The organism is Aquirhabdus parva, assembly GCF_003351745.1.
Classification (GTDB): domain Bacteria; phylum Pseudomonadota; class Gammaproteobacteria; order Pseudomonadales; family Moraxellaceae; genus Aquirhabdus; species Aquirhabdus parva.
Window position 1 is genome coordinate 2,721,056 of sequence record NZ_CP031222.1, and the last position, 23,652, is coordinate 2,744,707.

The following is a 23,652-nucleotide window of genomic DNA, read 5'->3' on the forward strand; positions in this document are numbered from 1 at the left end:
GGAAAAGATGTTTATTTTTTGATAGACTGCACTGCCAGTTGATTCAAGACGACCGCTCGGTCAAACCTACTTCACTCCTATAAAATTTGTTCCGAATCGATTTAAATTTAATAATTTTGCTTTGATACTTTATCTAGGTTACAAAGTAATCTGAATCAAACGATTTTAAGTCTGTTTTTGTTTCAGAACCAACGCTTTATGATGTTGTAAAGATGATGCTTTTAAGATAACACAACGACGTTACTATCTTAAACAAACACAAAATATGACTGTCCGGGATGACGGCATTTTACTTAGTGATTCACTTGATCATTTTTAGCAACCCTGCATTCAGAGCATAAAGTCTCTTACTCTCTGATGGTTCGCGTTCCCGCTAAAACTAATCAATATCATCTGGCTAGACTGTACACATCCCTCTCAACAACTTTAATTTTTAATTTAAGACACTTCATGCACTGCTCACTGTATTTACACGCGATTGGTCCTTTTCGGATTTCGCAAAACCACAGGTCGCACCTAGAAATGCCCCAACTTGTCTTTTTAGCTGAACGAAACCAATCCTCATTGAACGATATCAATACCATGCAACATTTTGTTTCTCCCTCCCTCCTCCATTCCACGAATCCTGCTCTATGAATCTTACAGAACTTAAGAAAAAACCAATCAGCGAACTTGTGCATATCGCTGAACAAATTGGCTTAGACAATATGGCGAGAAATCGCAAACAAGATATTATTTTTGCACTGCTTAAACGCCATGCCATGAACGGCGATGAAATCTTTGGCGATGGTGTCCTTGAAATTTTGGGTGATGGTTTTGGCTTTCTGCGCTCGGCTGAAGGCTCTTATCTTGCTGGTCCTGACGACATCTATGTCAGCCCAAGTCAGATTCGACGCTTCAATCTGCGTACAGGTGACACCATCAACGGTACGATTCGCCCACCGAAAGAAGGTGAACGCTACTTCGCACTGCTTAAAGTGAATCAGATCAACTATGATTCTCCTGAAAACGCCCGCAATAAAATCCTCTTTGAAAACTTGACCCCACTGTTCCCAACGGAACAGATGATCATGGAATTAGGCAACGGCACAACTGAAGATCTCACAGGTCGTGTTATCGACTTGATGGCGCCGATTGGTAAAGGCCAACGTTCTATCGTGGTTGCACCGCCTAAAGCCGGTAAAACCATGTTGCTGCAAACTCTGGCGCAGTCAATTACCCGCAATACGCCAGAAGCCTATTTGATCGTTCTCTTGATTGATGAACGTCCTGAAGAAGTCACGGAAATGCAGCGTACTGTCCGTGGTGAAGTGGTTGCATCGACCTTTGATGAGCCACCAGCACGTCACGTCCAAGTAGCTGAAATGGTCATCGAAAAAGCAAAACGCCTTGTTGAGCATAAGAAAGACGTGGTGATTCTGCTCGACTCAATCACACGCCTCGCCCGTGCTTACAACACTGTGATTCCATCCTCTGGTAAAGTCTTGACTGGTGGTGTGGACGCACATGCGCTTGAACGTCCAAAACGCTTCTTTGGTGCGGCACGTAATATCGAAGAAGGCGGATCACTGACTATCATCGGTACCGCGCTGATTGAAACCGGTTCAAAAATGGATGAAGTCATTTTTGAAGAGTTCAAAGGAACTGGTAATCAAGAGATCAATCTTGAACGCCGTATCGCTGAAAAACGCGTGTTCCCAGCCATGAATATCAAGAAATCCGGTACGCGTCGTGAAGAGCGCCTGATGGATGAGGATACCTTACGTAAGGTCTGGATCCTGCGTAAATTGCTACATCCGATGGATGAGCTTCAAGCGATTGAATTCTTGCTTGATCGCATGAAAGATACCAAAACCAACGATGACTTCTTTGATCAAATGAAGAAGAAATCCGCTACGGCGTAATGCCCTAGGCAATAAAAAGCCGCACACATCGAAAGATGGTGCGGCTTTTTTGTGTTCAGAATAAATAAGGAATACTTAAGACTTCTTCAATGTATACATTGCAGCTTGTTCACCGGCAATCGGTTTACATGAGGTATCGTATTTAACAATGCCGCCGGGCACTACGCCAAAACATACGATATTGCCAGGGACAGCACTATCGGACTTTAGCGCAATATTGGTGCCGTCTTTGCTGGCTAGCCACAGTCCTTTCACTTCAGGTTGCTTAAACTCTTTCTCACGGACATAGGTTTCATTGGAGGTATAAGTACCATCTGCATTCAGTTGAATGATGGTTTTAATACTAGAATCTCCGCCTGGCAGAGTGCCCTCATATTTTCCTGCAATCGCAATTTGGTTCGCGGTGGGTGCTGGAGCTGATGCAGTGGCCTCAGCAGGCGCCGCATCGGCGGCAACACGTTGCTCGTGTTTATTACAGGCAGACAAGAACGTCACCAGAAAGACGCTACTCCACACCAGCAACATGGGCTTATTGATATTCATATACTTTTCCAAAGCGACTAAACCAGACGTTCATTTTAGAGCATCCCACCTTTAAAAAGATGCCCCACGCGTCCCGTTTATGTAAATAATCTCGCTCAAACAGATGTTGAGCGCACAGCTACAATGCCCCAACGATGTTTTATGTCTAGCGCTTACAATTTTAACGTAAGATGACACAGTGCTGCGGTTTGAGGATGTTTTACATCTTTTAACATACTGACACCACTCATACCGACAACAAACTTTACCATGTGGTAAAATAAATTTCGCAACTGAACATGGGTTGCTCAATCAATGCCCCATGTCAGATCAGAGCAGTATAGGAAAGTTCATGATTGAAATCATTCGTGGAATGATTTCCTGTATATAAAACGATAAGTCATCACCTCATTCCTGCGACTCACACGTGATCAACAGCTTCATGTTGAACACCTCAAAATACAGCCTCAAAAATAAATACGATAAATTTATATAAAAACAATGCGCTAAGCATGATACGGCATGCCCATGACCAAACAGGATGTCTCATTTTAAAAGCGCAAAGATGAACGCTTATCCATGAATCACGACGGTATTTCGCTGCCAAGCTACTAACCGTTTTAACTTTTCGTCAATCAACTCGATGACGATTACTTATAGACCCATACATGAACACGACAGAGAACCATCTATGAGCTGACATCCATTCCATTTTCATGACTACGCAATTGCGTCAAAGGTATGTATATGATTTTTAAAGATAGGACCATCAAGGCTGCCATTTTCGATATGGATGGCACCATGTTTGATACAGAACGACTTCGTTTTAAAACAATCCAGCAAGCGTCCGATGAGCTCTTTGGAACACCCATCAGTGATGAAGTCCTGATGGGCTCACTGGGTCTGAGTGCAAAGAAAGCCGAAGAGCTTGCCAAAAGTGTCTATGGCATAGACTACCCCTACAAGGATATCCGTCGCCGTGCCGATGAGCTAGAGCTAGCCCACATCCGGACACACGGCGTTCCTATCAAAAAAGGACTGTTTCAAGTTTTAGAACGACTCAAAAAAAATGATATGTTGATGGCCGTTGCCACATCAAGTCGCCGAGAGATTGCTGAAGAATATCTGATCAATGCCAATGTGATGAAATACTTTGATATCACCGTGTGTGGTGATGAAGTGCAGTTGGGCAAACCTCACCCAGAGATTTTCTTAACCGCAGCGCATGAACTGAACTGCGCTCCTGAACATTGCTTTATGTTTGAAGACTCTGAAAATGGTTTGCTGTCGGCCTTTGGCGCGGGTGGGATTCCCATCTTGATTAAAGACATCAAAGAACCTCGCCCTGAAATCAAGCAAAAAGCGTTTCAGTTTTATGAAAGCATGACTGAGTTTCTGCAAGAGTTGGCAGATGCAACACCAAACTTACCGATCCCCAAACTGATCGATGCTTTTCCTCAAGCCATTAATCAATTAAAAGTGGGTATCCATGGTTTTGGCGCCATGGGCGGTGGATATCTGACGCAAGTCTTCTCTCATTGGGATGGTTACACTCGCCCGATGGAAATCACAGCCGCCACAGGCAATAGCGTCCTGAGAAATCTGATCAATGCCTTCGGCAAATATCATGTGGACTACAGCAAACTTGCCTTTGACCAGACCATTGATCATATTCGATTGATTGATATCGCTGATGAAGAGGCCATGCTTCAGATGTATGTGGAATCTGAGATCATCGGCTTATGCCTACCAGAAGCGGCGATCAAACAACAAGCGACCGTGATTGCCCAAGGCTTACTTGCGCGTCACAACACTAATGGTCGCGAGATCACGCTATTAATTATCTTAAATAAAGTGTCTGGTGCGACCTTTGTGAAAAAGCATGTCAAGCAAGCCTTGTCCCTGCTAACGGATGAGATGACATGCAAACAGATCATTGATCACGTTTACTTTACCGAAACCGTGGTGAATCGCATAGTCAGTAAGGCCTCGAATAAAGCGCTGATCAAACAGGCCAAGATCAATTTTTATAGTGTGGAAGGGAGTCTAGCGGATAAGAATCTGCTCTCACGCAAAAATATCCGCACCATACTGCCGCAAGGCGAAGACCCAGCTGATCAAAGCATTCAAAGCATCTCTGAGAAACTGGATGTAATGTCGAATATCACCGATATCGTCAATTCGTTTAACGTGACGGTCTTTAATAGCGGCCCTGAAATGGCACTGTATGCTCAAAAAGGCAGTAAAATTCTGGAGCAATTAAGGCAGGTTCAAGTTTTTGATAATATGAAAGAAATTCAGATGATCAAAAACAAACTGCTTAATGGCACCCATGCCATCATCGCATGGTATAGCAGTTTACTGGGTTATCAAAGTATTGGTCAGGGCATGGGTGATCCACGGGTTTTGGCACTGGTCAAAAAACTGGTCAACCATGAGATCAAACCCGCCATTCTGAAAGAGTCTCCTGTCTCCGCCAACTTTATGAATACCTTTATTCATAATTTTATTCAAAGCTGTAAGGTCTCCTTTAAAGACCCTTGCTCACGCGTGGCTCGCGATCCCTTACGTAAACTGCAAAGAAAAGAACGCATCATCGGCAGTATTGATCTGGCACAGAAATATGAAATTGCCACGCCAATGCTGGAATTTGGCACCGCGCTGGGCCTGCTCTATGCAGTGCGTCTGATCAATCCGAATGACAAAGAAAGTCTGTTGATTCATTCGATCTATGAGGAACATCAATCGATCGTACCCATACTGACCTATCATGGTCGCTACAATGGTCAAAGCTATCAAAGCCTTGATCTGGAAAAAGACCATGCACTAATTGAACGGATTACGGATCACTTTAATCGCTTAAACGACCCGTCACTCAATCACCTTGATTGGCCGCTTGAAAAAGCCTAATCGAACAACTCCCCTTGCAGCGAGATCTCATCTCGCTCAACAAAGCCACTGAGCCCCACACCCACGAGTCGATAGTGAGTGCTTTCTGGCAGTTGAACACGCTCGCAGAGTGCGAGCGCGATTTGAGTAAATTCCGCTTCTGAACGAATTACGTGCTGCGGTGTAAAACTGCGGGTGATACTTTGAAACTGAGCCGTTTTAAGCTTTAAGACCACCGTGCGTCCAATACGATTGGTCTTCTTGGTCGCATTCCATGTTCTGAGCGCCAACTTCTGAATGGCTTCATGCAAAGCACTCAGGGGAAGATCGATACTAAAGGTATCTTCAGATGAGATCGACTGCACGGGTTGATTGGGCTCGACCGTGCGCTCATCGATGCCCCGCGCGCACTCAAACAGTCGCCGACCAAAACGCCCAAAACGTTGCTCAAGCTCCACAAGCTCTCGTTGTCTTAAATCCGCAACCGTTGCGATGCCAAGTTCTGTCAGCTTGGCCTGCATCACCTTGCCCACGCCATGAATCTTCGACACAGGCAGCGGTTGTAAAAAAGCTTCAACCTGATGCGGACGAATCACAAACAGGCCATCGGGCTTACGCCAGTCCGAGGCGATCTTGGCCAACAATTTATTCGGTGCTACGCCTGCTGATGCCGTAAGTCCAATCTCTTCACGAATCTCTGCACGGATTTGAGTGGCTATCGCAGTTGCTGATCCCAAATCTGCCTTGGGGGCAGTGACATCGAGATAAGCCTCATCTAAAGACAAGGGCTCAATCAGATCGGTATAACGATGAAAAATCTCATGCATCTGCCGCGAAGCCGCTTTATAACGGACAAAGTCGGGAGGAACAAAGACGGCATCAGGACATAAGCGCTCGGCACGGATTGCCGACATGGCAGAGCGTATACCAAACTTTCTGGCCTCATAGGACGCCGCACAGACCACCGAGCGCTCCCCTTTCCATGCTACCACGACTGGTTTGCCACGCAAGCTGACATCATCACGCTGCTCAACTGAGGCATAGAAGGCATCCATATCGATATGGATGATTTTCCGTGGCGATGTGCTCATGACCGATTTCGCTGTGGTTAGACTTTGCTTAGACGGCGTTTATGCTTCGCTGACAATCGGCCAGCCGGCCGCTTTTGCACCACGCGTGCCGCCTTTTAGTTCAACATAATCACGTGTGGGGTCTAAGGCTTCCAAAATCGTTACTGCACGACCCGCTTTAGTGCCACCGCCGCACAGTACATACACTGGCTCACCTTGAGGAATGCCAGCAAGGGTAGATGCATCCAGATGCTCAATCGGACGATTCACCGCACCCACGATATGCCCCTCAGCAAAAGACTTGCTATCTCGGACATCCCAGACATGCAGCTCTGGCTTATCCTGTTGAACCGCTGGAAAATCCGTAATTGCTAATTGTTTAATCACCGCACTACTCCTCATGATTTGAACTGATGCGTTCATTCAACTTAACACTTCATACACGTCAAAGCGCTGACACACCGCGTTTTGTAGGTACAATTTGCTATAATGACGCCATTCAATTTATCCGTATAGGTTACCTTATGCCATCACTCGATATTGTCTCAGAATTAGAGCTTTTTGAACTCAATCATGCTGTACAAAACACACAAAAAGAAATCCAGACCCGTTTCGATTTTCGCGGTAGTGAAGTCAGCATTGAACTGAATGAAAAAAACAAAGAAATTAAAATCAAAGGCGAAAGTGATTTTCAGGTTGAAAACGTTTACGCCATGTTAGAAAACCACATGACCAAGCGCAAAGTGGACATCCAAAGTCTGGACCCACAAGACATGACTGCGTCTGGTAAGTTCATCACCCAATTGATCAAACTCAAAGATGGACTTGACTCAGATAGCGCAAAAAAAATTAATAAAGCCATTAAAGAAAGCGGTATTAAAGTTCAATCTTCAATCCAAGGTGACAAGATTCGCGTCACAGACAAAAAACGCGATACCTTGCAACAAATCATGGCTTATCTGAAAGAACAACAGTTCGGTTTGCCATTGCAGTTCAACAACTTTAAAGACTGATACGGCATAACCCCATCAGATCTAGACACTAAAACCCCTTGCAGGATTGAGAGTACATTATGAGTAAGAATCTAATCGCCACTATCGTGAACGGAACCAAACTGCTACCGGCATCGGTTCGCGTTCGAGTACTCTCTACTGCTTTTGGTAAAGCGGTTCCTATGGTTGGCACAGCAGGTATCCGCTACGAATTGGTCACTCCAGAAAAAGTGATCTGCACCATCAAAAATCGTCGCCCCATGCAAAACCATATCCATGGTGTGCATGCGGTTGCCATGGCATTGGTTGCAGAGACCGCAACTGGCTTTGTCACCTCGATGAACCTGCCAGATGGTGAAAAACTGGTGCTGATTAAATCAATGAAATTGGAATACAAAAAAGTTGCCAAGGGTGATATTACTGCTGTCGCAACTTTGACCCAGACTCAACGTGAATTGATTGCCACTACCCCTAAAGGTGAAGTGACGGTCTCTTGTATCATCACCGATGAAACGGGCCAAAGCCCTGTTGAGTGCGAAATGATCTGGGTTTGGGTACCTAAGAAAAGAGCCGCTTAATTCTTTGCACCGCGCCATCGCTCAAGCCTCTCAATGATCGCTTGAGTGATGATTATCTAGTTTTCACTTTAGATCATAAAATAATCATATCCGTGAATCGGAATCACTATCAAACGTAAACAAATCTACTTTTGAATCCTATTCTTGATAGTCACAAAACTCCTCAATATTTGATTTTAAATTGATTTATTCTGTTGCCCTAGGCGTTTACAATCTGCTCCAGATTAATTAAAACTCACAAGGAGTCCTATCATGTCATTACGTGGCGACCCGCAAGTTATTGCCTATCTCAATAAAGTTCTGCTTAACGAATTGACTGCCATCAATCAGTATTTTCTGCATTCCAAAATGTTTAAAAACTGGGGCATCACTAAACTTGCTGAACATGAATGGCATGAGTCCATTGATGAGATGAAACATGCTGACCGACTGATTGAGCGTATCCTGTTTTTGGAAGGTCTACCGAATCTGCAACAACTGGGTAAATTGCATATCGGTGAAGATGTCAAAGAAATTCTGACCTGTGATTTGGGTATGGAAATGCAAGCACATCCCGATTTGAAAGATGCCATTGAACACTGTGAAAAAGTCCGTGACTATGTGTCGCGTGATCTGTTTAACGACATTCTGGAAAGCGAAGAAGAACACATCGACTGGCTGCAAACCCAGCTTGATCTGATCGAGCGTATCGGCATTCAGAACTATACTCAATCTCAACTCGGCTCTTCCGCAAACGATTCTTAATAGGAAACTAGACGACTAGTCGTCCGTTCTTATTTCATAAAAACGCCCAGATCGGGCGTTTTTTATTGTCTACCATAAATAAAGACTTGGCATATCTATAAAACGCGCATAAAAAAAGTCCGCCGGGGGAGGCGGACTGAAAAGGGGTCTTACTGTCTTTGGGGGACATAAGCAGTATATGTCCACATGCAGCTTGAGTCTGTTGCTAGGCTGTCCTAACTCTGTAAACAAATGTCAATTATGTAATGATTAAAACAAAATTGACACTATTTATCAGAATCTTGAAAACTATAATAATACATTAATAAACAACATATTAAATAAATCTATAGCACGCTTCAACTTCATAGAACGTTGACCGATTGCTTGGATAAATGTTAACACGTTTTTACCGTTCGGTTCAATATCGAGAAATAAAAAATATTCATGCTTTAAGAAATTGGTCAGAACCGACTTTTTTGATGCAGAAATGATCGATTTCGCCATTTGATTTGACACGCCTCATTGTCATGATGATCCTCTAAAAAAGCTTGTTCGCACGCTGTTGATGATCAATCACGTGTAAAACATCGTTTGGAGACTGAGCCATGACTGTTGCTATTCGACCCATTACCCGCCCGAAAGCCATCGGCATTACCGTACGTCGCCTCGCTTTTCAGCCTGCGCGGATACCGCGTCAGTACTTTGCACGGTCGCCGCTGGTCTCTCATTTGCTGACTGCCCTCTCCTCGACCTTTCCGATTGGTGAACAGTTCTTTGTTCATAGCGTGCGGAATGTGCGTGATCGGGTAAAAAACGATGCCCTACAAACCCAGATTTCTGCTTTTATTGGTCAAGAGGCCATGCACTCACAAGCGCATAGCCAATTCAACCAAAGCTGGCGTCGGGATGACTATCAACTGGATAGCTTTATGGCGTGGCTGGCACGTGAAGACAAACGAATCAAAGCCGTACCTGCACGCTATCAACTGGCGGTCACCTGTGCCTTTGAACACTTTACTGCGATGCTTGGCGAATACATCCTACGCAATCCCAAGTTGGTTGAGTCCTTTGACCAAGAAGCCATGCGCCTCTGGCTCTGGCATGCGATTGAAGAAGCAGAACACAAGAGCGTCGCTTTTGATGTTTATCAAGAAGTCTTCAATGATCTCAAAGTACGCCGTCAGGTGATGCTCTCCGTCACCACGGGATTTGCTTCACTGGTGGCCTATAGCACTTGGCGATTATTTTGGCAGGATCGACGCAATAGCCTATTTGCGCTACGCGGCAATCTGCGCGGTGTGGCTTTTCTCGGTCATATGTTCATCACGTTGGTGCCAGAGTATCTGGACTATTTTAAAGCCGACTTCCATCCTGCGAAACGAGATCGTACTGCCCTGCTAGATCACTGGCGTAAATATCTGGATGAGACAATGAAAATCGCTGCGTAAAGCGGATGAGCACAAAACAAGAAAGGGAGCATCAAGGATGATGCACTACTCATTAAATTTTAAGCTTTACTGATGGCGCGTACGCGCTCAGCCAGAAAGCTCTGTAAGTCACTATAGCTATAGATATCGGCATCATCACCTATACGGACAATAATCGTCACCAGCATATTATTGATCGGTGCTGCATAGATCTCGACGCGCTGACGCTGGTTTTGCACATCGCGGGTGCGGTAGGTAGTATGCAAAAAATCATGATTGTTGATGGTCAACTGATCAGGATCGGTCGCACTCATTAAACTGCACTTGGATGCCTTAAAATCACGCTCAACTTGTTTACGCAGGATCGAGAAAGCTGCAGCGGTTTTGGGTTGTTCGATGCTCTTGAGTAAGCTGGGTGTTTGGCTAAATTCAATGGTTCCCAGCGGCGACTCAAAGCGCTCGGCATGTTTGGTTGCCGACACTGAACGCCAGTCGTCTGAGCTGGCTTTAGGGGATGAGATTTGAGAGATCGTCACCGCTTGGTCTTCATAGGACTTACACCCACTCAGCAGCGATGCAGCCACCAGCAGTCCTGCGGCAACCTTCCATGTTTTCATTGATCTAGGCGTCCTTATCCTATCAAACAATTCAAAATACAAATATCTTTACCGGTTGGTCATAAATTAGACGATGATTCATCATACAGATTCATGACTTTAACCATGCAAAAAAACCGCCAGTTTACGGGCGGTTTCTGATAAACGGTCACAAATAAAGCAAATTATGCCTTTTTGACAAACTCTGACTTCAGTTTCATGGCGCCAATGCCATCAATCTTGCAGTCAATATCATGACCATCACTGGCATCAGGCAACAAGCGAATGTTTTTAACCTTAGTGCCTACTTTAACCACTAAAGATGAACCTTTGACTTTTAGATCTTTAATCACCGTCACGGTATCGCCATCTTGCAGCAAGTTGCCATTTGAATCTTTAATCACAGCACTGTCATCGGCTGCTTCAGTCGTGGCACGCTTACTCCACTCGTGGCTGCACTCTGGGCAAATATATAAATCGCCGTCTTCATAGGTATATTCGGATTGGCACTTTGGACAGTTTGGCAATGCGCTCATGGGAAAAGGCCCTTAAAAAGGGTGCATTGTAACCGAATTGGAAGAATTTATGCGCATCACATGCACATCAAATGATAATGATATACAGAACCAATCCCTTAACATCAATACCCTACCCCAGAAACAGATTGTCTGAAGTTATTCTTGATCTAGATCAATATCAGGACAGCACTAAGATCAAGATACAGTATCTCAATCTATTGCTGTCCTCTCGCTCGCTGATGAACCCTCTACATCATTGCAGATGCCGCAATGATCACGACCAGACTCGCAACAATGAACAACAGCGTGGTTTCCACCAATCCAGCCGCACGCGCTACCCGCTCTTCGCTAGAAGACAGGAGCAGCACAGGAAACTCTCTTAAGAAGATCAATGCTGAAAAAATCTGAACCACCACACAGAAACCGATCAGCAAGAAAGCAATCGGATGTTCCATACGGCTGGTATGCATTGCAGAGGTGGCAGAACTCGGATCGAAGAATGCGGTGATGATGGGTGCATCGGAGAACAATTTCCCGCCTATGGGTTCCATGGCGTAGAAAAACACACTTCCAATAAAAGAACCAATAAAGACCATGGCCAAGAACCATGGTGGGCAAACAGGTTTATACGACAGTACATTGCGACTAATTGCAGCCATGATATCTCTCCTTGTATCTAAACTCTACAAAGACAGCGGCTTAGCAGCTAACGTGTCTACAACGGTCTACTTTGGCACATCAGCTCTTTTTAAACACCCAAGCCTTAAGCTTTGCGTGGTTTATTCTTGAATAATGTCTGATTATTCTTTGAGCTTTTAATTTAATTTATACCCTTTATGAATCATTGTCAAATCGTAAGAACACAGCACGAATAGAGATCAACACTATGAATTATATCATTAATTTAAGAATATAAAACCAGCTCATCACGCCTATCCCTAGATCACAAACAAATCCATAAACTCATGCACAGGCGTTGCCTCTAATTGCACCGGATCATTGGTCAGATTCACGATCTCCTCAACCCGAATCGGCACAAAGCGCGTAGCCAGATTAGTCTTAAATTTCTCGATCAGCACTGGTATACCTTCTACACGGCGACGACGATGCCCGAGCGGATACTCTACTTCGACCTTCGCCGTTGAGGTTCCGTCTTTAAAGAAAATCTGAATGGCATTGGCAATTGAGCGGTAGGCGGGATCGTAATATTCCGCACTATAGCGCGGGTCTTCGACTACGATCATCTTGTCGCGTAGCACATCAATCAACGGATGTGCTGCATGGTAATCATCTTCATAGTCATCCGCCGTCAGGTTCCCTGTGATGAGGGGCACTGCCACCATGTACTGCAGACAGTGATCACGGTCGGCAGGATTGGCCAAAGGCCCGACTTTAGAGATAATCCGGATGGCGGAATCATGGGTGGTGAGAATGATTCTATCAATCTGATCCAGTTTGTCTTTGACTATCGGATGCAGGATAACAGCCGCTTCACAAGCCGTCTGACTATGAAACTCGGCAGGAAAACTGATCTTAAATAAAATATTTTCCATCACGTATGAGCCATAGGAGCGCTGGAATTTAAACTGGCGATCTTCAGGTGCTTTAGTCGCTAGATCTTTATTGGTATGGCTAAACAAGACATCATAAAACCCCCACTGAGGTGCAGTCAGTGCACTGGGAATGCCCATCTCGCCGCGCGCTGCGATGTCAACAAGACGTACCGCACGCGAGGTCGCATCGCCAGCCGCCCATGACTTACGTGAACCAGCATTCGGCGCATGGCGATAGGTCCGCAGAGACTGACCATCGACAATCGCTTGAGATAATGCTGCCATGGTGCGTTCACGATCCAAACCGCGTAACTTTGCTATGACCGCAGTAGATGCCAGCTTGACCAAGAACACATGATCTAGACCCACACGGTTAAAGGAATTCTCCAGCGCAATCACGCCTTGAATCTCATGTGCCATGATCATTGCTTCAAGCACTTGCTTCATGGGGATCGGCACTTTACCACGCGAGACTTGCACCTGAGACAGATGATCAGCAACCGCCAGAATCCCACCAAGGTTATCTGAAGGGTGCCCCCACTCTGCGGCAAGCCATGTATCGTTGTAATCCAGCCAGCGAATAATCGCGCCGATATCCCAAGCGGCTTTCACCGGATCAAGCCGAAACGATGTACCGGGCACACGTGCGCCATGCGGCACGATCGTACCTTCGACGATGGGACCGAGCAGTTTGGTACATTCAGGGAAACGCAGGGCCAGTAAGCCGCAGCCAAGGGTGTCCATCAGACAATGACGCGCGGTGGTGAGTGCTTCAATACTCTCGATCTGGTAGTGAAGCACATAATCCGCAATGTCCTGAATCACGTGATCGTAATCAGGACGGGTATTGAGGTCAAATGTAGCAGTCATAGCGAAGCTTCCTGCTGATCGGGGAGCTCAGGACAAGCTCCCCGCACTCACAAGCATACTCTAGAACGTGTCGCCAGGGATGCGCACCCAACCTTCCATCAACACACGCGCACTGCGGCTCATGATTGCTTTGGTCACGGTCCACTCGCCATCCACTTGAGTTGCTTCCGCACCGACACGCAAGGTGCCTGATGGATGACCAAAACGTACCGCAGTACGCGCGCCACCGCCAGCCGCAAGGTTCACCAACGTACCGGACACTGCCGCAGCAGTACCGATTGCGACGGCTGCTGTACCCATCATCGCGTGGTGGAGTTTACCCATCGACAGCGCACGTACTAACAGATCCACATCCGCAGCGTTAACCGCTTTACCACTTGAAGAGACATAGTCTTTCGGTGGGGCAACAAAGGCGATTTTGGGGGTATGTTGACGTTTGGCGGCCTCAGAAATGTCTTTGATCAAGCCCATACGCAGCGCACCATAAGCACGAATAGTTTCAAACATCGCAAGTGCTTTGGCATCGCCATTGATCGCCTCTTGCAGTTCAGTACCGGTATAGCCAATAGCATCAGCATTGACAAAAATCGTTGGGATACCAGCATTAATCATGGTCGCCTTGAATGTGCCGACACCCGGAACTTCGAGGTCATCCACCAGATTGCCAGTTGGGAACATCGAACCGCCCGCACCGTCTTCACCTTCATCGGCAGGATTCAAGAATTCGATTTGCACTTCTGCCGCTGGGAAGGTCACGCCGTCCAGCTCGAAATCACCGGTTTCTTGCACTTCGCCATTGGTAATCGGTACATGGGCAATGATGGTTTTGCTGATATTGGCTTGCCAAATGCGTACGATGGCAACGCCGTTTTGTGGGATGCGGCTGGCATCGACCAAGCCTGAACTAATCGCAAAAGCGCCTACTGCCGCAGACAGATTCCCGCAGTTGCCACTCCAATCCACAAACGCAGTATCGATAGACACCTGACCAAACAAATAATCGACATCGTGATCAGGCTGGGTACTTTTCGATAGGATCACGGTTTTGCTGGTACTGGAGGTCGCGCCGCCCATACCGTCGATTTGCTTACCGTAAGGGTCTGGACTACCGATCACACGTAGCAGGATTGCATCGCGTGCTTTGCCCGGCACTTGTGCCGCTTCTGGCAGGTCGGTCAGATTAAAGAAAACGCCTTTGCTGGTGCCACCACGGATGTAGGTTGCTGGGATTTTAATTTGGGGAACGTTGCTCATTAGGGTACCAAATGACTATTTAAACTTGCTAAGGATTATAGCGGCAATGCCCTATGGATTATAGGGAAAATGATGCTGCTTATTGTTGTGCATCCATAGGTCACATGCGTATCACGCCCTAATGCTCCTATGGAAATCAAACAAATCTAACGCACCGTTGAGACAAAGGTCGGCAAATTCCATGTTCCGCCGGCTGCCACAGCTTTACACTCGCCTGTCGTCGAGGCACCTGTATGAATAAACTGCTTGCCATCCCATGCCCATGACTCTGATGACCAACAATCTCCAACGCCACGCCCTTTTTGCGCAGAGGTGATTTTACCTTCCTGATAATCACTGGCATCCGTGGTAACGAGAACGGGATGGTAAGGGGCTTTGGCATCAATAACCCAGTAACCATACCCTTCGTTATATGCCGCGCGCCAACATAATGCAGAAGTAAGTAACTTCTGGTCATTGAGGCGTGTAATCGAGATTTCGCTGGCTCCTTCCTGTGGATCAGTCAGCATAGAACAAGCGTCATCATCACTTTTAAAGGTAGCCTTCAAAGCCGCACGGAGCTGACTCAGTTGTGTGGAATTCCACTGCACAGGTGACGATTTGACTTTAACTGTGGTGATCAGCGGCTTAGGCAATGCCGGCAATACATTGGCTTCGGTCAAAGCGCCTTTCTTCACAATGGCACCTGTGGTGTTGATACGGCCTTGCACGTCATCCATTTTGAGCAACACGGCGGCCACGCCTTTATCCGAGACACGCCACTTTTGCTGCTTACCGATAAAATCAATCAGGCTGGTCTTTTTCACTGAGGATAATATCCCTTCAACCTGCGCACTCGATAAGTGCCCGAGAAAATCACCATCTTTACTAATGCTTACTTTTCCAAAATTCTGACCATTAATCTTCATTTGCACTTCGGTATCTGTCGGGTCGGTATCAGTAGCGCCTAAACGAATCTGGCCGACGACCGCTTGATTCTTACCCGCTGCACGGGTCAACAATACAGAGACAGGTTGTTGAGTTCCATCATCTTCATTTTGATAACCCGCCGCACGACAAGTCCGCGTGTTATCACAGACGATCTCCCAATCGCCAGAGGTAAAGGAAATACCGTTTTCAATGGGATCGGCATATGCAAACTGTCCGATCATCAGCCCTAGAGATAACCAAGCCAAATTTTTCATTTTTATTTTCCGTTGTTATGGTGTTTGGTATAGCGCTTCTAAGCTTAAACGGAATGAATCTGCTGATCTAGCGGATCGCGATGTTTTATCGCTATGCTTTCTAAAAAGGCACTTGAGATCGTAGCTCTATCGGATGACCCTGTAGCGGATGTTCAAAGGCCAAATAACTGGCGTGTAAGGCCAAACGATTCAAGCGACTTTGCAGAGGATCAGGGTGATATAGCTTATCGCCGGTAATGGGATGACCGATATGCGCCAGATGCACGCGTAGTTGGTGTGAGCGTCCAGTGATGGGCTCTAATAAAATACGGCTGTGGTTCTCGCCAGCGTTATAGTCGAGTTGCTGGTAGAGCGTTTGGGCGGTTTTACCGATCTCAAAGTCTACTTTTTGTTTAGGACGATTGGGCCAATCGGTGATCAGCGGCGCCTCTATACTCCCCTCACCGATCAAATTGCCTTGGACTAAGGCGATATAGTGCTTCTTGACCGTGCGCGCCTGAAACATTTTACTTATGGCGACTTCCGCATCACGATGTTTGGCAAACATGAGAATGCCTGATGTCGCCATATCCAGACGATGAGTGACTTTTGCGTTGGGGTGTTTTTCTAATATGCGCAGGTAGGCACTGTCATGATGTTCAGGCAGGCGCCCAGGAACCGACAATAAGCCTGCGGGCTTATCGATCACCACAAGGTCATCGTCCTCAAACAGAATGGTTAAGGGATCTTGGGGTGGGGTGTAGATGAAGTTGTCGTTTAGGGGCATGGGGATTTATGGAGTAAAGTTGATTAAACAGTTTTGAAGTAATACGCAAGCTATTTGCATCAGCTTAACCAATTTATTAGGGACGTGAACGTGCTGATAAGGTTGACCCTGTAAAGCAACGGCACTCTTAAGACTTTTATTCATTTCGCGATTTATAGCGCAGGACTATGTATACATAGAATCCAAAAATCACAGGAAGCATGATGTAACTTGCCTCTGTGCCAAGTGATCCTCCATTGAGCCAAGCGGGTCCTAGAAACTCTGATTGAAGTAACGTACCAATGGGTTTATTACCGCCATTAGGCGTACCAATGACAAAAAACTGCATGAAATCGAAGGTAGTATGAAACCCCACAGCCAGCCATAGACTACCAGTACGCCGCACTGTGATGCATAAGACGATGCCAAGTATAACGATATTGAAGATATCTATGAAATTTTCTTCAGGCTTGTTCAAATGCATCGCACCGAAAATGAGTGAGGTGATCACGGCAGCAGGCCAAAACCCGATGCCACGACCCAGTACCTGCAACCCATAACCACGGAGCCACATTTCTTCACTAACTCCAAGGAAGATCATTGCCACAATCCACAAGAATGGTTGTACGAACCAATCATTTCCTTGCAATGCAAATCCGTGAATCTCTAGCCCTCCAAATGCATACATACCGCCAGCAACGATACCCGCAACAGCGATCCCTAGTGCGACTCCTTCCCAGAAATATCCTCGAAATGCATCACTGATAGGTAAACCATAGCTGTCAACTCTTCGACGTTCACATGTTGCCATAATCCAAGTGGCAGCAAAAATAGCTATTGTTCCCAAAACTTCAGAGATGAGTATCACTCCTGAATTAAGCGTGTGCTCATCAACTTGGAGTAGATGACAAAGCCAGGGTCTGACATAAACTTCTAAACCGATATAAAAAAACGTTGCAAGCAAGAAAAATGCGGCGAAGCGCCAACCTGTGCGTATTCCGCTTTTGTTCATGAAGATGCTTTTGAGGGTTATCAATTTATTTCCTTCATAAAAATCGATTTGATTTAGATATAGCCCTAAAACCTAGAGGCCATTTTTAAAACTGATCCAATCTACAAATTCTTGTTGAATCATTGTTAAAAAAACAAACCAAATAGTCGGAAATTAACGTAGAAAATTTATGAAGTTGTGCATAAATCAAAGAGTAATGAATATTATTTAAACAATCAACAAGAGTATTTACTTGGAAAGTAAAATATTTATCTAATAGAATTTAGTGACCACATTTAATAAAAAACCCCATCTTTCGACAGGGTTCTTTTGAAACTCAAAGGCTAATTAAGCCACCGCACCTTCCAAGAAGTCCTGTGCAAAGCGCTGCAATACACCACCCGCTTCATAGATCAACACTTCTTCAGCGGTATCCAGACGGCAAGTCACTGGCACTTCCACGCGCTCGCCATCCTTACGATGGATGACCAAGGTCATGGTTGCACGAGGAGTCGGCGTACCAATCACATCAAATACCTCAGTACCGTCGATGTTCAACGTCTTGCGGTTTTGACCCGCTTTAAACTCAAGCGGCAGTACACCCATACCAATCAGGTTGGTACGGTGAATACGCTCAAAGCCTTCAGCCACAATCGCCTCAACACCAGCCAGACGTACACCTTTAGCAGCCCAGTCACGGCTTGAACCTTGACCATAGTCAGCACCAGCAATGATGATCAGTGGTTGTTTGCGATCCATGTAGGTCTCAATCGCTTCCCACATGCGTGTTACTTTACCTTCTGGCTCAACACGGGTCAGTGAACCTTTCTTCACTTGACCATCGACTACTGCCATTTCGTTGACCAATTGCGGATTAGCAAAGGTCGCACGCATAGCCGTCAGGTGGTCACCACGGTGAGTCGCATAGCTGTTGAAGTCTTCTTCTGGCAGACCCATTTTATGCAGATACTCACCCGCAGCACTGTTCATCATGATCGCATTTGATGGTGACAAGTGGTCGGTGGTGATGTTGTCTGGGAGTACCGCCAGAGGGCGCATACCAGTCAAGGTACGTGGGTTCGCCGCCAGTGCACCTACACCCGTTGTATCCCAGTAAGGAGGACGACGGATGTAAGTCGACATTGGGCGCCAGTCATACAATGGACTTGCCGCTTCTTCTACCTTGCCCAAGTCAAACATTGGGATGTAGACCTTGCGGAATTGTTCTGGCTTCACGCTCTTGGCAACCAAGGCGTCGATTTCAGCATCCGATGGCCAGATGTCTTTGAGGCGAATCTCTTTGCCTTCATGTACACCAAGCACGTCTTTTTCGATATCGAAACGAATCGTGCCTGCAATCGCGTAGGCAACCACGAGTGGTGGTGATGCCAAGAATGCTTGCTTCGCATACGGATGAATACGACCGTCAAAGTTACGGTTACCGGATAGTACAGCAGTCGCATACAGGTCACGGTCGATAATTTCTTGCTGGATCACCGGATCAAGCGCACCGCTCATGCCGTTACAGGTGGTACAAGCGAATGCCACGATACCAAAGCCTAATTGCTCCAGATCAGTCAACACGCCTGCTTCCTGCAAATAAAGCTCAGCGGCTTTAGAACCCGGTGCAAAGGATGATTTGACCCATGGCTTACGCACCAGACCAAATTCCAGCGCTTTGCGTGCCAACAGACCTGCGGCTACGGTGTTACGAGGGTTACTGGTGTTGGTACAGCTGGTGATCGCAGCGATGATCACTGCGCCGTCTGGCATTTCGCCTTCGACTTCTTCCCAAGCACCAGAGATGCCTTTTGCTGCAAGATCAGCAGTTGCTACGCGTGCATGCGGGTTTGAAGGACCCGCCATGTTACGGCCTACAGCTGACAAATCAAAGGTCAGAACGCGTGGATAAACGGCTGTTTTGAGGCTCTCTGACCAAAGGCCAGTTTCTTTAGCGTAGATTTCTACCAGTTCAACTTGTGCATCATCACGACCAGTCAAACGCAGATAATCAAGCGTTTGGTTGTCGATGTAGAACATGCCCGCGGTTGCGCCGTATTCTGGAGTCATATTGGAGATCGTTGCACGGTCACCGATCGATAGATCATCTGCACCTTCACCGAAGAATTCGAGGTATGCAGAGACCACACGCTCTTTACGCAAGAATTCGGTTAATGCCAGCACGATGTCCGTTGCAGTGATGCCCGGTTGACGTTTGCCAGTCAACTCAACGCCAATGATATCTGGCAGACGCATCATTGATGCGCGGCCCAGCATAACGGTTTCAGCTTCCAGACCACCCACACCAATCGCGATCACACCCAGTGCATCGACGTGCGGTGTATGGCTGTCAGTACCCACACAAGTATCTGGGAATGCAACGCCGTCACGTGCTTGAATCACTGGAGACATTTTCTCCAAGTTGATTTGGTGCATGATGCCGTTACCCGCTGGGATCACGTCTACGTTTTTAAATGCTGTTTTGGTCCACTCAATGAAGTGGAAACGGTCTTCGTTACGACGGTCTTCGATGGCGCGGTTTTTGGCGAACGCATCTGGATCAAAACCACCACACTCCACAGACAGTGAATGGTCAACGATCAACTGTGTCGGGACCACAGGGTTTACTTTAGAGGGATCGCCGCCCATGTCTGCAATCGCATCGCGTAGACCCGCCAAGTCAACCAATGCAGTCTGACCCAAGATGTCATGACAAACCACACGGGCTGGATACCAAGGAAAATCCAAGTCTTGCTTGCGTTCGATCAATTGTTTGAGCGAATCCGTCAAAGTTGCAGGATCGCAGCGACGCACGAGGTTCTCTGCCAATACGCGTGAGGTATAAGGCAATTTGGCATAAGCGCCCGGCTCGATTGCATCGACAGCACTACGGGTGTCGAAATAATCAAGGTTGGTACCTGGAAGGGGTTTGCGGTTTGCTGTATTCATATGACGTCTAGGCTCAATCATTAACATTCAAAGGGGCTGGGTAGCGGGTGAGTCGATTAGATCGACCTGCGCCTTCTTCTGCCGATCTGCAATGCAGGATCAGCACGACCTTGCTTCGCTCAACGCGAAAAATCTAATCCATGCTCAAATAAGACTATTGTTTGTCTCTTAAGAGGCATATCGAGCAATCCGTAGATGCTGGCTTAAAAGGGCTTCAAAATGATGTTCGCTTTAAAGCTGCAGTATTGTACTCCTTCAAAATACCATTTCCCAAATCTTATATTAATCAAAAAGATAACCTTATATTTTGAATATTTTTAGAGTTTTTACTCAAAATCAGGCCATTTCGAGGGGGTTTAAAGGGTTCTTTTTCAAAAAAAAAGAACCAAATACAACTAACTATATAATTTATATAATAATAAATTTTAATTTTTAAATATGATAAATCACCAAATCTGGTTAGATCTTGGGCTTAATGGCCTGTACCATCCCTTTTAGCATCGCCAAGCGTGCCATGGCCTGTGCCTTGTAGGCAGCGGAGAAGCGTCTTTTTTGAATATGATTGCTCAACTCAGCAATCATCGACTCCGGTTGATTGAACAACTGCTGCACTTGAGCGCGGTCTTCAGCCGTCATCTTGCGAGGATTGAGCTTTGGCGCAAGCTGCCGCCACTCCAGCTTAAAGGCACGCAACTTCATGTCTTGGATATCCAGATACTCTTGATCATAAGTGCCCCACTGCTTTGTGAACGCGTCAATGTACATGGTATCGATCAAGTCCAACTGACTATGGGTGAATTGCGTCATCTTTTGAGTATCGCCAGTATTGGCTTGTGCTGTGATGAGCGTGGCTTCATAGCGATCTGGATTGAGGATTTTACGCAAGCGCATGCCATCTGGATCGGCATAGGTCATCAGGTGTGCAGGATGCCGACTCTGGGCTAATTTATAGGCATTAATATCGTTGTTATACGCCGCAAGTGCTTGGCTAAATGTTTCCTTATTCTGCTCGGCATGCAGTCCATTTGCAGATAGGAGCAGACAAAATATCCCTATAATTTTTTTCATGATTTCCTAATCAAATAAAATCCCCTAAGCCCGCAAATTAGCATACTCCAAATGAAGATCGTACAAAAATTGTCTCACAAGATGTGATGAATTTCTCAGATGAAAAAGGCTCAGATTTTCTAAGCCTCTATATAAACCTCACAATGGATTAGCGCTCAATCACGCGTGCATCTTTCGGAGAGCTGATCGTGTAGTTGGCAGCAAAACGTGTTTTTTTGTTTGCACCCAACTCCGTACTCCACAGTGTCAAACCTTGCTGTTTATTCCAGTTTTGTTTCGTTGGTGTCGGCTCAAACTGACTGGTGATATGGATGTTACTATCTAAAGCGACTGGGGCTGCTTCAAAGACTTGTAAAGTAATAGACTGATTATGCTTGTTTTCAACCACATAACCATGGACTACCTGACGCTCATGACGTGAACCGGTAAATCCTGCGACGGATTGCGTGTCTCGCACAGGTTCAGATAGAACACGAACCAACTCATCACGACCAAAAGGCAAATCCTGCTTGTCGGTCTGATCAACATTGAAATTGGTTGATCCAACAAAAGCGCCGTCACGATAGAGTTGCATCGGCCCTTCAGGCCAGATCCCCTCAGGTGGCGCAATCTCTGCTACCAAATAGGCATTTGCATCGAGCAGTGGACTGGTTCGAGCCACGATCTTGGCCATTTGATCGATCTGACCGAATGAAAATGCAATACGCTCGCCATTTGAGGGAACATCGATGTTGCCGGGAATATTAAACGCGGTGGTGTAGCCGTAGTTCACTACTTCGGGCGTATAATTTGGTTGCATCGCTGAACCAGACTGTCTAATCGGTATGTCTTCTGTCAATTGCGGTGTTGCTATTGGCGCTGGGGCTGGTGGGCCATATTCGAATGCGGAACTGGCCGCAGCAAAACGACGTTGTGGCTGTGGGGGCGGCAAAATATCAACGCCCCATTGCCTTGGAATCGGTGAGCTCGCATTCGCATGAGGCTGTCCTGTCGAAAGCGTCAAATTGACCCCGGACCAATCCTCCCCTGTCGATTGACTCACCATTGCCCGACGCTCAATGTTAAGTTTTCCTGTGCTCGTATCTAAAGATGCTCGATAAGCAGGTGACCAGTTTGGTCCGTGCACTAAATAATTCAAGCGGATTTCCGCATTTCTAGCCGTATACAGTGTCGCCTTTACGGTCGTGACTTTATCGTGCTTCTGTGTACGATCCCGCTCTGCAATTAAGGGTTGCAGTTGCTTGTCCAAGTTTTCTATTTTTTTGTCTAATTGATACTGTCTTACATTGTTATCTTGTCCAGAACGGCGCAAAGCATCGATTGTTGCTGTGATATTCTCGCTTTTAGAGCGAACTTTCCATGGGTGATCTGGGTCATAGGTATAGCTCTTCAAATACCCCTTCACCGTATCCAAAGAGTCACTCTCAGCTTGCAGAGCCGCCTTCTGATCTTGCAAGGCATCGATACGGGCATCTAATGGATGTGCTGCACAGGTCGTGGATAAACTGCGATCCTGAGTATCTACGGTCATCTCACCAATACTGACCCCCGTATCCGCAGTGATCTGCAAGCTTTGGGGATCCAGTCCTGCAGGCAAGCAATCAAAAATGACCGTTTTGGTTCCAGCATCGACCGTCATAGCACGCTGCACCGTCGCGGTTCCCGGATAGACGGTAACCGCAGTCAGATGCGAACTGGCCTCTGCCACCAAAGGCAGACCCAATAAAAGGACGAGACAGGAAGATGAGGGTAAATGAGGTGCAATAGCGCGTTTTAAAATAAGAGACGACAAGGGCTTAGGCATATCCATATCTCA

Annotated in this window: 20 protein-coding genes; 6 read left to right on the forward strand and 14 right to left on the reverse strand. The window is 46.4% G+C overall.

Going from position 1 to position 23,652, the window contains the following annotated elements:
* Nucleotides 1-632: 632 nt before the first annotated feature.
* On the forward strand, nucleotides 633-1,904 hold the full coding sequence (gene rho / locus HYN46_RS12250) for a transcription termination factor Rho (protein WP_114899648.1): 1,272 nt from the start codon (nucleotides 633-635) through the stop codon (nucleotides 1,902-1,904).
* Nucleotides 1,905-1,979: 75 nt separating this feature from the next.
* Here the strand turns inward: rho and HYN46_RS12255 are convergent, their stop codons facing one another.
* A complete protein-coding gene (locus HYN46_RS12255) occupies nucleotides 1,980-2,447 on the reverse strand; it encodes a copper resistance protein NlpE N-terminal domain-containing protein (RefSeq protein ID WP_114899649.1) in 468 nt (155 codons plus the stop codon).
* A gap of 726 nt (nucleotides 2,448-3,173) precedes the next feature.
* On the opposite strand from HYN46_RS12255, the gene mtlD reads away from it, so the two are divergent.
* Complete coding sequence (gene mtlD, locus HYN46_RS12260) at nucleotides 3,174-5,336, forward strand: bifunctional mannitol-1-phosphate dehydrogenase/phosphatase (RefSeq protein WP_114900746.1); 2,163 nt, start codon at nucleotides 3,174-3,176, stop codon at nucleotides 5,334-5,336.
* On the opposite strand, the gene dinB is transcribed toward mtlD, so the two are convergent.
* Nucleotides 5,333-6,406: a DNA polymerase IV gene (gene dinB, locus HYN46_RS12265; RefSeq protein WP_114899650.1), complete on the reverse strand. Its 1,074-nt coding sequence runs from the start codon at nucleotides 6,404-6,406 to the stop codon at nucleotides 5,333-5,335. The genes mtlD and dinB overlap by 4 nt on opposite strands.
* A 39-nt stretch (nucleotides 6,407-6,445) precedes the next feature.
* On the reverse strand, nucleotides 6,446-6,772 hold the full coding sequence (locus HYN46_RS12270; protein ID WP_407640804.1) for a rhodanese-like domain-containing protein: 327 nt from the start codon (nucleotides 6,770-6,772) through the stop codon (nucleotides 6,446-6,448).
* Nucleotides 6,773-6,909: 137 nt separating this feature from the next.
* Between HYN46_RS12270 and HYN46_RS12275 the strand changes: the two genes are divergently transcribed.
* The 4 genes from HYN46_RS12275 to HYN46_RS12295 all read left to right on the forward strand — a co-directional run bounded on the left by HYN46_RS12275 (nucleotide 6,910) and on the right by HYN46_RS12295 (nucleotide 10,129).
* Nucleotides 6,910-7,398 carry a YajQ family cyclic di-GMP-binding protein gene (locus tag HYN46_RS12275; RefSeq protein ID WP_114900748.1) on the forward strand — a complete coding sequence of 163 codons (489 nt, stop codon included), beginning with the start codon at nucleotides 6,910-6,912 and terminating at the stop codon, nucleotides 7,396-7,398.
* Between the two features lie 59 nt (nucleotides 7,399-7,457).
* Complete coding sequence (locus HYN46_RS12280) at nucleotides 7,458-7,955, forward strand: DUF4442 domain-containing protein (RefSeq protein ID WP_322887809.1); 498 nt, start codon at nucleotides 7,458-7,460, stop codon at nucleotides 7,953-7,955.
* A gap of 252 nt (nucleotides 7,956-8,207) precedes the next feature.
* Nucleotides 8,208-8,699: a bacterioferritin gene (gene bfr / locus HYN46_RS12285; RefSeq protein WP_114899652.1), complete on the forward strand. Its 492-nt coding sequence runs from the start codon at nucleotides 8,208-8,210 to the stop codon at nucleotides 8,697-8,699.
* 587 nt (nucleotides 8,700-9,286) lie between these two features.
* Nucleotides 9,287-10,129 carry a metal-dependent hydrolase gene (locus HYN46_RS12295; RefSeq protein ID WP_114899654.1) on the forward strand — a complete coding sequence of 281 codons (843 nt, stop codon included), beginning with the start codon at nucleotides 9,287-9,289 and terminating at the stop codon, nucleotides 10,127-10,129.
* A gap of 59 nt (nucleotides 10,130-10,188) precedes the next feature.
* On the opposite strand, the gene HYN46_RS12300 is transcribed toward HYN46_RS12295, so the two are convergent.
* The 11 genes from HYN46_RS12300 to HYN46_RS12350 all read right to left on the reverse strand — a co-directional run bounded on the left by HYN46_RS12300 (nucleotide 10,189) and on the right by HYN46_RS12350 (nucleotide 23,640).
* The gene (locus tag HYN46_RS12300) at nucleotides 10,189-10,725 is read right to left on the reverse strand and encodes a hypothetical protein (protein ID WP_114899655.1); all 537 of its coding nucleotides are present in this window, start codon (nucleotides 10,723-10,725) and stop codon (nucleotides 10,189-10,191) included.
* A 164-nt stretch (nucleotides 10,726-10,889) separates the two neighbouring features.
* Nucleotides 10,890-11,240, reverse strand: coding sequence for a zinc ribbon domain-containing protein YjdM (locus tag HYN46_RS12305; RefSeq protein WP_114899656.1), 351 nt, complete (start codon nucleotides 11,238-11,240; stop codon nucleotides 10,890-10,892).
* Between the two features lie 230 nt (nucleotides 11,241-11,470).
* Entirely contained in the window at nucleotides 11,471-11,881 is a 411-nt protein-coding gene (locus tag HYN46_RS12310; RefSeq protein WP_114899657.1) for a hypothetical protein, read from the reverse strand.
* A 279-nt stretch (nucleotides 11,882-12,160) separates the two neighbouring features.
* Nucleotides 12,161-13,645 carry a bifunctional 2-methylcitrate dehydratase/aconitate hydratase gene (locus tag HYN46_RS12315; protein ID WP_114899658.1) on the reverse strand — a complete coding sequence of 495 codons (1,485 nt, stop codon included), beginning with the start codon at nucleotides 13,643-13,645 and terminating at the stop codon, nucleotides 12,161-12,163.
* Between the two features lie 60 nt (nucleotides 13,646-13,705).
* Nucleotides 13,706-14,899, reverse strand: a complete 1,194-nt coding sequence (gene prpF, locus HYN46_RS12320; protein ID WP_114899659.1) for a 2-methylaconitate cis-trans isomerase PrpF — start codon at nucleotides 14,897-14,899, stop codon at nucleotides 13,706-13,708.
* Nucleotides 14,900-15,045: 146 nt separating this feature from the next.
* Nucleotides 15,046-16,083, reverse strand: coding sequence for a DUF1176 domain-containing protein (locus tag HYN46_RS12325; protein ID WP_114899660.1), 1,038 nt, complete (start codon nucleotides 16,081-16,083; stop codon nucleotides 15,046-15,048).
* 100 nt (nucleotides 16,084-16,183) lie between these two features.
* The gene (locus HYN46_RS12330; RefSeq protein WP_114899661.1) at nucleotides 16,184-16,849 is read right to left on the reverse strand and encodes an RluA family pseudouridine synthase; all 666 of its coding nucleotides are present in this window, start codon (nucleotides 16,847-16,849) and stop codon (nucleotides 16,184-16,186) included.
* 136 nt (nucleotides 16,850-16,985) lie between these two features.
* Nucleotides 16,986-17,864, reverse strand: coding sequence for a CPBP family intramembrane glutamic endopeptidase (locus tag HYN46_RS12335; protein WP_162818187.1), 879 nt, complete (start codon nucleotides 17,862-17,864; stop codon nucleotides 16,986-16,988).
* A gap of 303 nt (nucleotides 17,865-18,167) precedes the next feature.
* On the reverse strand, nucleotides 18,168-20,768 hold the full coding sequence (gene acnD / locus HYN46_RS12340) for a Fe/S-dependent 2-methylisocitrate dehydratase AcnD (RefSeq protein WP_114899663.1): 2,601 nt from the start codon (nucleotides 20,766-20,768) through the stop codon (nucleotides 18,168-18,170).
* Nucleotides 20,769-21,227: 459 nt separating this feature from the next.
* Entirely contained in the window at nucleotides 21,228-21,836 is a 609-nt protein-coding gene (locus tag HYN46_RS12345) for a hypothetical protein (RefSeq protein WP_114899664.1), read from the reverse strand.
* 148 nt (nucleotides 21,837-21,984) lie between these two features.
* Nucleotides 21,985-23,640 carry a DUF4139 domain-containing protein gene (locus HYN46_RS12350; protein ID WP_162818188.1) on the reverse strand — a complete coding sequence of 552 codons (1,656 nt, stop codon included), beginning with the start codon at nucleotides 23,638-23,640 and terminating at the stop codon, nucleotides 21,985-21,987.
* Between the last annotated feature and the right edge of the window lie 12 nt (nucleotides 23,641-23,652).

Coding starts and splice junctions, on each gene's coding strand:
- rho (WP_114899648.1), top strand. CDS start 633: ATGAATCTTACAGAACTTAAGAAAAAACCAATCAGCGAACTTGTGCAT.
- HYN46_RS12255 (WP_114899649.1), bottom strand. CDS start 2,447: ATGAATATCAATAAGCCCATGTTGCTGGTGTGGAGTAGCGTCTTTCTG.
- mtlD (WP_114900746.1), top strand. CDS start 3,174: ATGATTTTTAAAGATAGGACCATCAAGGCTGCCATTTTCGATATGGAT.
- dinB (WP_114899650.1), bottom strand. CDS start 6,406: ATGAGCACATCGCCACGGAAAATCATCCATATCGATATGGATGCCTTC.
- HYN46_RS12275 (WP_114900748.1), top strand. CDS start 6,910: ATGCCATCACTCGATATTGTCTCAGAATTAGAGCTTTTTGAACTCAAT.
- HYN46_RS12280 (WP_322887809.1), top strand. CDS start 7,458: ATGAGTAAGAATCTAATCGCCACTATCGTGAACGGAACCAAACTGCTA.
- bfr (WP_114899652.1), top strand. CDS start 8,208: ATGTCATTACGTGGCGACCCGCAAGTTATTGCCTATCTCAATAAAGTT.
- HYN46_RS12295 (WP_114899654.1), top strand. CDS start 9,287: ATGACTGTTGCTATTCGACCCATTACCCGCCCGAAAGCCATCGGCATT.
- HYN46_RS12300 (WP_114899655.1), bottom strand. CDS start 10,725: ATGAAAACATGGAAGGTTGCCGCAGGACTGCTGGTGGCTGCATCGCTG.
- HYN46_RS12305 (WP_114899656.1), bottom strand. CDS start 11,240: ATGAGCGCATTGCCAAACTGTCCAAAGTGCCAATCCGAATATACCTAT.
- HYN46_RS12310 (WP_114899657.1), bottom strand. CDS start 11,881: ATGGCTGCAATTAGTCGCAATGTACTGTCGTATAAACCTGTTTGCCCA.
- HYN46_RS12315 (WP_114899658.1), bottom strand. CDS start 13,645: ATGACTGCTACATTTGACCTCAATACCCGTCCTGATTACGATCACGTG.
- prpF (WP_114899659.1), bottom strand. CDS start 14,899: ATGAGCAACGTTCCCCAAATTAAAATCCCAGCAACCTACATCCGTGGT.
- HYN46_RS12325 (WP_114899660.1), bottom strand. CDS start 16,083: ATGAAAAATTTGGCTTGGTTATCTCTAGGGCTGATGATCGGACAGTTT.
- HYN46_RS12330 (WP_114899661.1), bottom strand. CDS start 16,849: ATGCCCCTAAACGACAACTTCATCTACACCCCACCCCAAGATCCCTTA.
- acnD (WP_114899663.1), bottom strand. CDS start 20,768: ATGAATACAGCAAACCGCAAACCCCTTCCAGGTACCAACCTTGATTAT.
- HYN46_RS12345 (WP_114899664.1), bottom strand. CDS start 21,836: ATGAAAAAAATTATAGGGATATTTTGTCTGCTCCTATCTGCAAATGGA.
- HYN46_RS12350 (WP_162818188.1), bottom strand. CDS start 23,640: ATGCCTAAGCCCTTGTCGTCTCTTATTTTAAAACGCGCTATTGCACCT.